At 33.4% G+C, this 14,150-nt stretch carries 13 protein-coding genes; 2 read left to right on the forward strand and 11 right to left on the reverse strand.

The window, feature by feature from the left end; genetic code table 11:
* Positions 1-14 precede the first annotated feature (14 nt).
* The 4 genes from rpsJ to rpsL form a co-directional block, all read right to left on the reverse strand.
* Entirely contained in the window at positions 15-320 is a 306-nt protein-coding gene (rpsJ, locus tag KM029_RS13555) for a 30S ribosomal protein S10 (protein WP_126616497.1), read from the reverse strand.
* A 105-nt stretch (positions 321-425) separates the two neighbouring features.
* A complete protein-coding gene (gene fusA / locus KM029_RS13560) occupies positions 426-2,564 on the reverse strand; it encodes an elongation factor G (RefSeq protein ID WP_144073772.1) in 2,139 nt (712 codons plus the stop codon).
* Between the two features lie 6 nt (positions 2,565-2,570).
* Positions 2,571-3,053 carry a 30S ribosomal protein S7 gene (rpsG, locus tag KM029_RS13565; protein ID WP_144073773.1) on the reverse strand — a complete coding sequence of 161 codons (483 nt, stop codon included), beginning with the start codon at positions 3,051-3,053 and terminating at the stop codon, positions 2,571-2,573.
* Positions 3,054-3,147: 94 nt separating this feature from the next.
* Positions 3,148-3,528: a 30S ribosomal protein S12 gene (gene rpsL, locus KM029_RS13570; RefSeq protein WP_126616490.1), complete on the reverse strand. Its 381-nt coding sequence runs from the start codon at positions 3,526-3,528 to the stop codon at positions 3,148-3,150.
* Positions 3,529-3,873: 345 nt separating this feature from the next.
* On the opposite strand from rpsL, the gene KM029_RS13575 reads away from it, so the two are divergent.
* Positions 3,874-4,644, forward strand: coding sequence for a hypothetical protein (locus tag KM029_RS13575; protein ID WP_144073774.1), 771 nt, complete (start codon positions 3,874-3,876; stop codon positions 4,642-4,644).
* 38 nt (positions 4,645-4,682) lie between these two features.
* Here the strand turns inward: KM029_RS13575 and KM029_RS13580 are convergent, their stop codons facing one another.
* The 7 genes from KM029_RS13580 to KM029_RS13610 all read right to left on the reverse strand — a co-directional run bounded on the left by KM029_RS13580 (position 4,683) and on the right by KM029_RS13610 (position 12,007).
* A complete protein-coding gene (locus tag KM029_RS13580) occupies positions 4,683-5,366 on the reverse strand; it encodes a hypothetical protein (protein ID WP_144073775.1) in 684 nt (227 codons plus the stop codon).
* Between the two features lie 121 nt (positions 5,367-5,487).
* Positions 5,488-6,864, reverse strand: coding sequence for a BatD family protein (locus KM029_RS13585; RefSeq protein ID WP_144073776.1), 1,377 nt, complete (start codon positions 6,862-6,864; stop codon positions 5,488-5,490).
* The gene (locus tag KM029_RS13590; RefSeq protein ID WP_144073777.1) at positions 6,858-8,609 is read right to left on the reverse strand and encodes a VWA domain-containing protein; all 1,752 of its coding nucleotides are present in this window, start codon (positions 8,607-8,609) and stop codon (positions 6,858-6,860) included. Before KM029_RS13590 ends, KM029_RS13585 begins: the two co-directional genes overlap by 7 nt.
* Positions 8,606-9,595, reverse strand: a complete 990-nt coding sequence (locus KM029_RS13595) for a VWA domain-containing protein (protein WP_144073778.1) — start codon at positions 9,593-9,595, stop codon at positions 8,606-8,608. Before KM029_RS13595 ends, KM029_RS13590 begins: the two co-directional genes overlap by 4 nt.
* Entirely contained in the window at positions 9,588-10,091 is a 504-nt protein-coding gene (locus KM029_RS13600; RefSeq protein WP_144073779.1) for a DUF4381 domain-containing protein, read from the reverse strand. Before KM029_RS13600 ends, KM029_RS13595 begins: the two co-directional genes overlap by 8 nt.
* A gap of 1 nt (position 10,092) precedes the next feature.
* Positions 10,093-11,025: a DUF58 domain-containing protein gene (locus KM029_RS13605; RefSeq protein ID WP_144073780.1), complete on the reverse strand. Its 933-nt coding sequence runs from the start codon at positions 11,023-11,025 to the stop codon at positions 10,093-10,095.
* 10 nt (positions 11,026-11,035) lie between these two features.
* Entirely contained in the window at positions 11,036-12,007 is a 972-nt protein-coding gene (locus tag KM029_RS13610; protein ID WP_144073781.1) for an AAA family ATPase, read from the reverse strand.
* 409 nt (positions 12,008-12,416) lie between these two features.
* Here KM029_RS13610 and KM029_RS13615 point away from each other — a divergent pair, with 409 nt between their 5' ends.
* Entirely contained in the window at positions 12,417-13,871 is a 1,455-nt protein-coding gene (locus KM029_RS13615) for an SDR family oxidoreductase (protein ID WP_144073782.1), read from the forward strand.
* Positions 13,872-14,150: the final 279 nt, after the last annotated feature.

Genomic DNA, 14,150 nt, shown 5'->3' on the forward strand with positions numbered 1-14,150 from the left:
TGAAGAAGTTTCTATCAAACTTTGATTTCAACATCAACACCACTTGGAAGGTCAAGCTTCATTAAAGCATCAACAGTCTTTGGAGAAGACGAGAAGATGTCAATCAAACGCTTGTAAGTACAAAGTTGGAATTGCTCACGAGCTTTCTTGTTAACGTGTGGAGAACGAAGAACTGTGAATTTTTCTTTCTTTGTAGGAAGAGGTACAGGACCTGCAACTACAGCGTCTGTTTTCTTAACTGCTTCAACGATTTTACCAGCAGATTTATCTACTAAGTTATGGTCGTAAGACTTAAGCTTGATTCTGATTTTTTGTGTCATATCTTTTTTTAAGATTGTTAGCCGTCCACTAACTGATTATATATAACATAAACTCTGAACCTACCGTTGTAGGTTCAGAAATTTATGATTATTGACAATATTTAATTACTTCTTAGCTTCTGCGATAACCGCTTCAGCAACGTTTCTTGGTACTTCTTTGTACTCAGAGAAAGTTAATGTTGCAGATGCACGACCAGAAGTGATCGTACGAAGGTCAGTCACATAACCAAATAATTCTGATAAAGGTACATCAGCTTTGATTACAACAGCACCGTTAGAGATCTCTTGTCCTTTCGGAAGACCACGACGTTTGTTGATATCACCGATAACTGAACCAGTATATTCATCTGGAGTAATTACTGAAACATCCATGATAGGCTCAAGAATGATCGGCGTACATTGTTTAGCTGCAGCTTTGAATCCAAGTTTTGCCGCTAATTCGAATGCTAAAGCATCTGAATCGACATCGTGGAAAGAACCGTAGAATAAACGAACGCGCATAGCATCAATTGGGTAACCAGCAAGAGCGCCGTTTTCCATAGAAGCTTCGAATCCTTTTTGAACTGCAGGGATGAATTCTCTTGGAATAACACCACCTTTAATATCATTGACGAATTGTAAACCTGGCTTAATAGTACCATCCTCATCAGGCTCAGCAGGTCCTAATTCGAATTGGATATCACCAAATTTACCTTTACCACCAGTTTGTTTCTTGTAAACCTCACGGTGTTCAGTAGAAGATTTGATTGCCTCACGGTAAGCTACTTGAGGAGCACCTTCGTTGATTTCCACGCCAAATTCACGCTTCAAACGGTCGATGATGATCTCTAAGTGAAGTTCTCCCATACCTTTAAGGATAGTCTGGCCAGTTTCGTGGTTAGTTTCTACAGTTAAAGTAGGATCTTCTTCTACAAGCTTAGCGATAGACATACCCAATTTATCTACATCGGCCTTAGTTTTAGGCTCGATAGAAATACCGATTACCGGCTCTGGGAATACCATTTCTTCCAATACGATTGGAGCACCAAGTTCAACAAGAGTATCACCAGTTTTGATGTCTTTGAAACCTACACCAGCACAAATATCACCTGCTTCCACTTGAGGGATTGGGTTTTGTTTGTTAGAGTGCATTTGCATCAAACGAGAGATACGCTCTTTTTTACCAGTACGCATGTTCAATACATACGAACCAGCTTCTAAAGTACCAGAGTAAGCACGCATGAAACACAAACGACCTACGAATGGGTCAGTTGCGATCTTAAATGCTAACGCTGAGAATTTATCTGAAGCATCCGCTTTACGAGTTTCTTCTTCACCTGTTTCAGGGTTAGTACCAATTGTATCAGGTAAATCCAATGGTGATGGCAAGTAAGAACATACAGCGTCAAGTAATGCTTGAACACCTTTGTTTTTAAATGCTGAACCACACATTACTGGAGAGAATTCCATGTTCATAACAGCCTTACGAACTGCAACACGTACTTCATCAGCAGTAATAGAATCAGGATCTTCAAAGAATTTCTCCATCAACTCTTCGTTGTGAGTAGAAACAGCCTCAATAAGGTTTTCTCTCCACTCAGCAACTTCGTCTACCATATCAGCAGGGATGTCGATTACTTCATAAGTAAATCCTTGGTCAGCATCATTCCAAACGATAGCTTCGTTTGTAATCAAGTCAACAACACCTCTGAATCCTTCTTCAGCACCGATAGGTAATTGTAAAGGAACTGGTGTAGCACCAAGTTTCTCTTCAATTGTCTTAACAGCTTTTAAGAAGTCTGCACCTGCACGGTCCATTTTGTTAACGAAACAGATACGAGGTACCTTGTAATCGTCAGCTTGACGCCATACAGTTTCTGATTGAGGTTCAACACCAGATACAGCACAGAAAAGAGCTACAGCACCATCAAGAACACGTAATGAACGCGCAACTTCTACTGTGAAGTCAACGTGACCAGGTGTGTCAATAATGTTTACTTTGTACTCTTCTGAAGCTGGAGTTACCTTACCTTGTTCAGTAGGGTAGTTCCATGTAGTGGTTGTAGCAGCAGACGTAATAGTGATACCACGTTCTTGCTCTTGCTCCATCCAGTCCATTGTTGCAGCTCCGTCATGTACCTCACCAATTTTGTGAGATTTACCAGTGTAGTAAAGGATACGCTCTGTAGTCGTAGTTTTACCAGCATCAATGTGAGCCATGATACCGATATTCCTTTGGTGCGAAAGATGGATTTTCTTAGCCACGGATTATTAGAATCTAAAGTGTGAAAATGCTTTGTTTGCTTCGGCCATACGGTGAGTATCGTCTTTTTTCTTCACTGCAGCACCCTCTCCACGAGAAGCAGCAATGATTTCGTTAGCTAAACGTTCTTTCATAGTACGTTCGTTACGCTTACGAGACATTGTAATCATCCATTTCATACCTAAAGACTGCTTACGATCCGGACGTACCTCGATTGGCACTTGGAATGTAGCTCCACCAACACGACGAGCTTTCACTTCGACAGTTGGCATTACATTAGATAGACCTTTTTTCCAGATATCTAATGCGTCAATAGATTCGCCTTCTTTTGATAGCTTTTGCTCAACAATTTCTAACGCGTTGTAGAAAATGCTGTATGCAATACTTTTCTTTCCGTCAACCATTAAGTTGTTAACGAATTTTGTTACCATAGTATCACCAAATTTAGGATCTGGTAATACGTAACGCTTTTTAGGTTTTGCCTTTCTCATTTCTTTAAATGATAAACAAGTTTAGAGATGTCCTTACTGACAAGTAAATGTCTTTACTTCAGGACTTGGACTTTTTAAATTTTAAACTGCTAAATTATTTAGCAGCCTTAGGACGTTTAGTACCGTACTTAGAACGACGTTGACCACGACCTTCTACACCAGCAGTATCTAATGCTCCACGAACGATGTGATATCTCACACCAGGAAGATCCTTGATACGACCACCACGGATCAATACGATCGAGTGCTCTTGCAAGTTGTGTCCTTCACCTGGGATATAAGCGTTGACTTCCTTACCGTTAGTCAAACGAACCCTTGCTACTTTACGCATAGCCGAGTTAGGCTTCTTAGGCGTTGTAGTGTAAACTCTTGTACATACTCCTCTACGTTGAGGGCATGAATCTAATGCGGGAGATTTTGATTTTTGAACAATCTTTTTTCTTCCCTTTCTAACAAGTTGTTGAATAGTAGGCATTTACCAATTAATTTAAATGCGTCTAACGTTCGATACTATTAATTCTCGAATGCAAAAATTTTACAGATGGCAAAGGTATTAATTATTTACATCAATTCCACGATTTAATGTAAACAATTTGTTATGAGTATGTTATCATAGTTTAATTTTACTGTTAATGCTATTTAATTAAAACTATAGTGTTGATATATAGAGAAATAAAATAAATTATAAAGACGTGCAACTATCTTTTTTTTTCACTGTCTATTATATAGATATTGATTTTTTTTTGGATCTATTATCATATAAATGTTATTCCTTAATAAAATTTCGCATTTTTACTCTCAAATTAATTCTCCAATTTATATGCTTGATTTACGAAAATTTTTTATACTGTTTAGCTGCTCATTTATCACTTTTGTTGGAAGTATTTCAGCTCAAGATAAACAACAGAAAAAAACAGATTATTATGTAACTGGTGGTTTAGAAGTTATATTTTCTGGAACTACAGGGTTACAAATAGACGGACAAGAAATTAACAGTGGCGTAATGCGTTTTGCTCCAGTATTTAACTGGCAAACCGTTTTTAATGCAGACTTTAGTCCTCACTTTGGGTTGTATTCTGGTTTTTCTATTAGAAACGTAGGGATGATATTTGATGTGCCCTCAGAGCATATTACAGCAGATGCTAACGGACTGAAAAGCCCAGTACGTAAGAAAGTAAGAACATATAATTTTGGTATTCCTATTGGTTTTAAAGTAGGAAATTTACACGGGTTATTTTTCTATGCTGGTTATGAATTTGAAATGCCCTTTCAGTACAAGGAGAAGACTTTTGTATCAGAACGCAAAGAAGATAAATTCTCTGTTTGGTTTACTGATCGTGTTAATTTCCAGCATAGCTTAATGTTTGGAGTCCAATTCCCTTATGGAACAAATCTTAAGTTTAAATATTATCTAAATGATTATTTTAACTCATCTTGGGGTGCTAATCAAAAGAATATGGTTGGAACTGATTTGAGTTATAATCAAATTTCAGGTAATGTATTTTATGTATCTCTTAACTTTAGCTTGTTCAGAAATACAAAATTCTATTATTCTGAATACGAAAAGAAACATACCTTCCCTAGAAGTTAGAATAACTTTCAGATCATTAAGAGAGGCAAATGGTAATTTTACTGTTTGCCTTTTTCTTTTACAAGAAGTTTTTCTTCTAATTGACTATTGATTTCAGATTTCCCTTTTATTAAAAAATATTGGATGAAAAGGTAAGCAATATAAGTAGGCATTATCATGAAAAATATTGCAGTAAGTATTGAATTATCAGTAATGAAATGATTAAAAAAAGCCATATAACAAATTGAATAGTATACATTTTTTCCTAATAATTTAGCTGTAATATTTTTGCTTTGATGACTATTTACTGACTGTTTTAATTTCTTTTGTAAGCTACTTTTGATTTCAATTTTATCGAGTAGAATAATAGTTTCGGAGGTAGATGAACTATGTAAAATTAAAGAATGACTTTTATCGATTTGAAATTCATTTATTGTATCAAAATATAAGTGTTTAGTTACTTTGTTTTTATACATTTGAATTAGCATAGATTGATCATAATAATAACTAACATTCTTAATTGTATTGTCTATTGTATCTAGAGAGACTTTTAGGTGTATTATCAAAAATAATAAATAGAATACTAGCCAAAAAAGCTCTTTATTGCCTTGAGGAGATAAAAAAACAAATATTAGAATAGATATAATAAAGAGAGGTATTGAATTTTTTAATATAAAATGTAAAGTCTGTTTCTTAAGAATAGTGATTTCTTTATCTGAATAATTATACTTATATAGTGTCATATGTTTGGCTTATAAAGTTGAATAGTTTTGCCCAATTTACTGCCTTTTATTATAATCATCAACTCTCATTTTGATACAAAAAAAAGCCTATGATTTTCACCACAGACTTGATTTTATATTTTTAAGGATTTAACTCTTTTAGATCAACAGTTTTCCGTTTACTAAAACTCTCTTTCTTTTTCTCTTGTAAGATTATTTTTCTATCCCAAGCTAATTGGTTTATCAATTTTTTGATTAACGGTTTTGATATAGTGTTGTTTCCGTTCTTATATTTAATATCAGACATTTCTGCTATCAAATCACATAATGTGTAATTGAGTAAAACATGATATAAAGATTCTCTATAATCACTTACACTTTGATTTGGTAAGGTATTTATCCATTGATAAAATCGTTGAATACTAACATCAACTTTCCCATTTTTAATAGCAGATTCTAATTTGTTAAATGCTTGTTTTTCTATATAAGTAGATGTGGAACGAATAGCTTCTAGCTTCTTCTTTATTCGTTTTATAGGTCTAATTTTATAGCATAACCAAAGTGCAAACAGACCAACAAGTATAGCTTTCCATTGCTTTGGAACATAATCTCTCCAAGTTTTTTGAGGAGCATTATTCAATTCTTCAGGAACTTGATTTAATTTGTTTAAGCTATCTTGAAGCGATTGAAGCATACTCAAATTAGGGTTTTCCTCTATACTAATTTTACGATCTTTACTTTTTATATCTTTTGATTTTTTTGTGTACGGATTATAATAACGTACTGTAATTCCTGGAACTTTAAACTCCCCAGCTTCTTGTACTAAATAAGTAATTACTTGCTTTTGAGTACCTGAAATGTAATTGTCTTGATTGTAATTACTATTTATAGGGTGTTCTGGATAAATACCGGCCCAACTTAATGAATCATATTCACGAATAGGAATCATTGGACCTAAAGTATTACCAGCAGTAATACGAACTGTTCTTTTTAAAACATCACCTACTTGAACCTTAGAGAGATCTTTGTTCCATGTGTCAGAAATACGAACACTGCTAGCTACTAACCATGTTTTTGGATCCTCACCAACAGGAGGTGGAGTTACATTAATAGATTTTTCTTTAGTGTGAATGGTATGAGGTTTTCCTTTAAAATCACCTGGGTCTGGAGTAGAAACATGTAATTCTAAAGAAGGGAATACATTTTTACCTGGAGTGAAAGGAAATACCCAATAGGTTTGTTCAACTCCAGAATATTGGTATTTCCCTATATTTAGTGAATTTGGAACACCTCTACCGTCTTTTATCATTAACGCATTTGGTAATTGAAAGTCTTCAAAATTTACACCATCAGAAAACCATGTTGTGGTATATATGGATAGTTTAACTTTAAAGGGTTGTCCTACAACTACTTCTTTTTTATTAATTATTGTAGATGTAAACAAGTTTGCTTTGCTTTGAGCAAAAACATTTATCGCCCAAAAAGATACGAGAAGTGATAGGGTTAATTTCTTTACCATGACTTATCAGATTTTTTAGGTTGATCTTCATCAGTAAGGTACTGATAAAGGAATTTCTTTTTCAGATACATTTTAGGGTCTAATTTAACCTGTCTGATCATGCTTGCTTTAGATTGCTCCTTTGTTTCAGAAAATTGCATTTTTAATAATTCTTCCATTGATGGATTTACTTCTTTTTCTCCCATCTCTTGGATTTTTTCTGATTCTCCCTCTGCTTTTCTATCAGAATGTTGAGCAGATTTTTGTTCTTCCTCTCCAGCTTCTGGTTCGTATTTTTTTCCTTTCATCACTTTGTCTTTATTGATGTTACTTTCATCAGACATATTGATATTTATCATTCGCATTTGTTCTTTTGCGATTGAAAGGTTTTTTTCTGCTTGTTTAAATTCAGGATTAATATCTAGCGCCATTTGAAAAGCTTTTTGAGCAGCTTCCCAATTACCAAGCTTAGCTTGAGATACACCTAAATTATACATATTATCTGCGGTAATATCTTGTGCATAAGCATCGGCTGCTTTTTCATAATCGCCACTAATACTATAGGCATACCCAGCTTGTGATTTATCTTTAAATGTAGAAGCAGCTGCTAGTGTATCACCTTTTTCTAATTTTTTTTGCGCTTGTTGGTCTCTTGTCCAAAATAAATCTTCAACAGTTATGTTATCATTTGGTAGTTGATCAATAGAATCACAACTAATAAAAAAGAAAGGTAAAAGTAATATCCATGTCCATTGAATTAATAGGCCTTTTCTAAACCAGAAAAGCATTAAAAAAGCTGCTAAAAAAGAGATATAATAGCCAAAGTCAACCCAATCTTCTTCTGCTTTTTTACTGTCTTTAGTAAATACTAAATTGTCTTGAATGTTTTTTGTAAATAATTCAATATCAGTTTTATCCAAGGTAAAAGGAAGAAGATTTACATTAGGGATAGCTAAAGCATTTTGTAATTGAGTAGTATTTAGAGCAACTTTTACCAACTTTCCTTTTTTATCTTTTAATAAACGGTTTCCGTAAAGTGGGACATTTGCCCCTTGAGGGGTACCAAGTATTGTTAAACTGTAAGTATCTTTTGTAGCACCTCTTTGCCCTAAACTTTGTACATCTATTGCTTGTATGTCATCAGTGAGTACCCAAACAAAACAAGGAGCTTCAGTTTTTGAAATAATCTTATCCGACAGCTTTAATGCCTCAGGTAGGTTAGAACCATAAAGAGGCATTGAATAAGGAGATAAAGCTTCTAAAGTAGTTTCAAACGTTTTGTAATCTTTTGTAGGAGGAAGTGCCTCATGTGCTGTACCCGCAAAAACTATTAAAGAAGTTTCTACTCCCTTATTTATTTTTAAGTAATCTTTAATCTTCATCTTAGCTCTTTCTAATCTACTAGGTCCTATGTCTTTTGCGAGCATTGAACGAGATAAATCTAGAATAACTACAACCTTAGCTTCAGTTTGATTACCTGGTTTATCAACTCGTTTCCAAGAAGGACCAGCAATACAAATTACAATTAAAGAAAGAGAAACTATCATGAGCATTTTGGGTAGCCATGATCCTTTTTTATTTCCTTTAATTAATAGTAAAGGAAGTAATTTAGGGTTTACAAGCTTCTTCCAGTTATCAGATTCTCTAATAGAAACCCAAGAAATTATAAACAATAATCCAATTGGAATTAATGCCCATAACCATTCAGGTCTTATGAAATGGAAGTTTGTAGAGAAGCCCTCGAAAAATGTATCAAACTTTTTCATGATTTCTTTCTTTTTAAGGATCCGATAAAGTTTACTGCAATACTTAAAAATTGAAAAACTAGTGCAATACCTAACCCAACTTCTAACGGAATGTAAAACAATAAGCGAGTTGGTCTGTAACCTTCATCTTCAAATTGTATTGGTTCCATTTCATTTAGTTTATCATAAATAGTATTCAATTCTTCTAAATTACCTGCATTAAAATATTCACCCCCAGTATTTTTGGCTATTTTGGTTAGTGTTTTATCATCTAATTCATATTGAGAAGATTCTTTAGTGCCAATACCAATGGTATAAATTTTAATACTATCATCAGCAGCCATATTAGATGCTGTAATTGGCACTATTTCACTACCACTGTCCTGACCATCAGTTAGGAGAATCATTACTTTTTGTTTTATAGAATCAGCTTCAAAAACTTGCGTTGATAGTGCTATAGCATTACCAATAGCTGTTTTATGTCCAGCCATTCCAATACCAGTTTCATCAATTGTATGTTTTATAATATCTAAATCGGGTGTAAATGGTAAGGCAAATACATCGCTTCCAAAAAGCATTAAACCAATACGGTCACCTTCTCTTTTTTCAATAAATTCGTTTAAAACATTTTGTACGGCTTTCCATCTTGAAATACGGTTACCGTCTTTATCATGCCAATCTTTAGTGTTCATACTCATAGAGATATCAGCAGCAACTAACATATTACGAGCATTTTTTACTTTTTTGGCAGGTTTACCAATGTATTGTGGGTTTGACATTGCAGCAACAATACATACCCAAATTATAAAGTTGATGACATATTGAAACCAACGTCTTTTTAAAATTGTAGCACTTTTTTGAGGTTTTAATCCAGTAGCTTGAGTTAACTCATCAAACTTAGGATAATATAAAGCGTCTTTTTTCTGCTTGAACGCAGGGATTAGCCACCAGACAAGCAACGGAAGTGGAAGTAAGAAAAACATCCACGGATAAGCTATCTCATACATGATTTTTAATCCATTTAATTGATAATTGTCCTAAAGATGATAGCGTAGAATTAGTACTTTCTGATGCTTTCATATAAGCACCATTAATAAGTAAATCAGCTTCTTTATCTTTAAATAATTTTTGCTTTGTATGATCGTTTAAGAAATTAATCCATTCGTTGCCACTTAAGTGAGCAACTGTAGAACGATCAAAGGTTGTAATTGCCACTCTTTTTAAAACAATATTAATTTTATACACTTGTTCTTGTAACGAAGCACTTTCTTTTACTACAGAATTAATTTCATGAATAGCGGTACGTCTGTATTTATTTTGTAAATAATGAATGTATTGACGAATCGCTACAATTAACAAGACCAAAATGATGATGCCTCCGAGTAGATACCAACCCGGTGCAGAAGGACTCATGTCAACTTGTTTTGGAGGAATGAAATCTAAAACCTCGTTGGCTAATTGCGTTGAATCTTTTAGTATTTGAAGGGAATCTTGAAGTGCCATTTTATTGATCTTTTAATGCGTCTCTCATCTGAATACTTGCCTTCTGAGAGGTGTTGAAAGTCAACATTGGAATACCATATTCTGCAAATTGATCATTTAGCATTTCTTTTTCAGAAGCAAATACTTTTTGAAACTTTGCACGTGTTTTTTTCATACCAGAAGCAATCGATACCTGTTTATCACTATTAGAAATTGATAACGCTCTTAATGGTAATTCTTTTTCCCATTCATCTTCAATATGAAAAATGATGACATCGTTTTGTCTTTTTAAATTGAAGATGTGATGTATGGACTTATCAGTTATCCCTCTTAAGTCTGACATAATTATAATTAAATAATCATGAGTTACAGTACTCCGAACTTTTGATAGAACATTATCAAGAATTAAACTTTTTGATTTTGGAGGTTGGTGAGCATTCAATTGATTATTAAAAACCTCTATAGTTTTTAGCATCGATAAAATAGCAGTTGTACTTCTTTGTGGATGAATATTTTTATATTCTGAATCATTAAATACAAATGCACCAACACGGTCTCCAATATCTACAGTTCTCCAAGCACCTAAAGCAGCCAATTGAGCTGAAATTGTTGATTTTAAATACTCTTGAGTACCAAAAAACATAGAGGAAGACTGATCTACAACCAATAAAACAGGGCGTTCTCTTTCTTCAGAAAATACCTTTGTATGCGTTTTTTGAGTTCGAGCTGTAACTTTCCAGTCAATATTTCTAATATCATCTCCAGGTACATATTGTCTTACCTCTTTAAAGTCTAAGCCTCTACCTCTCATAGCAGATTTATGTCTACCAGCTAGAAGTGATTGAACTTTATATTTTGGTAAGAAACTAAAGCCAGAAGCTTCAAATTGTAAACCGTGTAACTCCTTTAAGGTAACATAAGCCGACTCATAATTTTCATTTTTAGTTTTGCTCATGGTTTTTAAATTAAGCTACAGCTACTTTACTAATTAACTCATCAATAATTTGCTCTTTAGTAATACCTAAAGCATTTGCCTCAAAACTTGTTACAATTCTGTGTCTAAAAATATCTTTTATTACTGCCTGAATATCTTCTGGTTTTACAAAATCTCTACCGTTTAGCCAAGCTTGAACTCTAGCAACTTTATCAAGAGCAATGGTAGCACGAGGAGAACATCCAACATCTATCCATTTTGCTAAATCTTCGCTATATTTTTCTGGTGTTCTTGTAGCATAAACAAGTGCAACAATATATTTTTCGATAGCTTCCGAAACGTGAACTTCTTGTACTTCTGCACGAGCATCAAAAACAATTTCTTTAGGAAGCTTTTGAACATCTTTCTTTTCTTTTTTTTCTTCCGCTTTTTCTTCGCTTCTAACTAACCTTAAAACTTCTAGTTCTGCAGCTTCCGATGGATAATCTACAATAACATGCATTAAAAATCTATCCATTTGTGCCTCAGGTAAAGGATAGGTACCTTCTTGCTCTATTGGGTTTTGCGTAGCCATTACAAAGAAAGGTTGAGGTAACTTATACGTAGTACCAGCAACAGTAACTTGACGTTCTTGCATTGCTTCTAATAATGCAGATTGAACTTTTGCAGGAGCACGGTTAATTTCATCGGCCAAAATCAAATTATTGAAAATAGGTCCTTTTTGAAAAATGAAATTTTCTTCTCCTGAGCTTTGGTATATTTCTGTACCTGTAATATCAGAAGGAAGTAGATCGGGAGTAAATTGAACTCTACTTAATCCTAAATCCATGTTTTGAGCCAAACTATTGATTGCTCGTGTTTTGGCTAATCCAGGAAGCCCTTCTAATAAAAGGTTACCATCTGAAATAAGACAAGCAATAATGCGATTAACGACTTGCTCTTGACCTATAATAGATTTAGAGATCTGATCTTGTAATTTTTTTATTGATTCTAATGCTGACACGGTAGTAATATTATTTTATATATAAATGAGTTTTATCTAATTTTTTTATTTGTTTGCTATCAAACAAATTTAACGGTTAACTTTCATAATTTGTTGAAGAAAAAGCTGTAAAAACTCTTAATAAATGTTTGAGAGATAAATTTACGGGTCTTGTTAGCTTAATTGATGAGAGTTGTACTTAATTTTTACTACTAGGTAATTTGCTTACAGTGCAATAGAATTGTTTAATTGAGTTTACTAGTAGTAGTTTATTTCTATCAATTTAGAAGTAAAAGTAGTGTAATACAATAGAATTCTTATCTATAATAAAGACTATGTAACAATTCATACTCCTTATTTGTTGTTAAACTATTAATGTATGCCTATACTATTGATTACATTACTTGCATTACACCCAAATTACTTACTTATGAAAATATTACTTACAGGATCTACAGGCTATATAGGAAGGAGACTATTACCTCTTTTAGTAAAAAATGGACATCATGTTGTTTGCGTATGTAGAGACCCAAGAAGATTTGATTATGAAGATTTTGATGAATCTTTTTTAAGTAATGTTACTGTTGTAAAAGGAGACTTATTGGAAGGTAAGTCACTTACTAATTTACCACAAGATATAGATTTAGCATATTACTTAGTGCATTCTATGAGTAACTCATTTTCTTCATTTGAAACACTCGAAGAAAAAGCAGCAACCAATTTCCGAGATTATATAAAAACAACAACCTGCCAACAAACCATATATCTTGGTGGTATTGCAAATTCAAAACAACTTTCAAGACATCTGAAATCTAGGTTATCTGTAGAAGATAGATTAAGAGAGTCTGGTGTGCCATTAACGGTATTAAGAGCTGCAATTATTATTGGCTCTGGTAGTGCATCTTTTGAGATCATCAGAGACTTAGTAGAGAAATTACCAGTAATGATAGCGCCAAAGTGGTTAAAAACGAGGTGTCAACCAATTGCTATTAGAAATGTAATGGATTACTTAATTGGAGTAATTCATAAGGAAGAAGCTTATAATAAAGTGTTTGATATTGGAGGTAAAGATATTCTTGATTATAAACAGATGTTACTTCGTTTTGCTAAAGCCCGAAATTTATATAGAAAGATATTTGTTGTTCCTGTATTCACACCAAACTTATCTTCTTATTGGTTATACTTTGTAACATCAACTACTTACACTTTAGCTAGAAGTTTAGTAGAAAGTATGGGGAATGAGGTTATTTGTGAGAATAGTGATATTCAAGAAATAGTACCTGTAAGATTATATTCTTATGAAGAAGCTTTAGATATGGCTTTCCAGCGAATTGCTCAAAATGAAGTGGTATCTAGTTGGAAGGAATCTATAATAGGACCAATTAGAGAAGACTTTTTAGACTTAATACAAGTTCCTAAACACGGTTGCTTTGTAGATATGCGTCGATTTAAGTTTGATCGTCCTAATACAGAAGTTGTTGATAATATTTGGGCAATTGGCGGAGATAGGGGTTGGTATTATGGAACATGGTTATGGCGTATTAGAGGTGTAATGGATAAAATGGTTGGAGGAGTTGGTTTAAGAAGAGGTAGAAGAAGTCCGACAGAATTAAAAACAGGAGAGGCCTTAGACTTTTGGAGAGTTATTCTTGCTGATAAAAAGCACCAGCGATTATTACTATTTGCTGAAATGAAACTACCAGGAGAAGCATGGCTAGAGTTTCGAATTAAAGATAAAAATGGAGAACAATGGCTAGAACAAAAGGCTACATTCCGACCTTTGGGTATTTGGGGGAGATTGTATTGGTATATAGTTTTTCCTTTTCACCTGTTTGTTTTTCCTAATATGGCTAAGAATATATTGGCTTTTAAATCAACAAAATAGGTGAAAATTGCATCAAATTGAATAAATAAAATCTTTAACAATTATTTAATGTTGAAATAAACTAGAAGTGTATCCTTAGACACTTATGATGTTCTAAGAAAAGATGTAAATACACTTCCATACTTTTATATCAAAAAACAAAGTCAAAACAGAATAAAATATAATAAAGTGTATAAATGTACTCTTTTAATATTTTGTTCATTTTGACTTTAATTGTATAAATGCCCTATAATAATTCGAAACTTTATCCCACCTTTGTCGTGTAATAATAATGAAAAC

It is taken from the genome of Flammeovirga kamogawensis (assembly GCF_018736065.1).
In the GTDB taxonomy this organism is placed as follows: Bacteria; Bacteroidota; Bacteroidia; order Cytophagales; family Flammeovirgaceae; genus Flammeovirga; species Flammeovirga kamogawensis.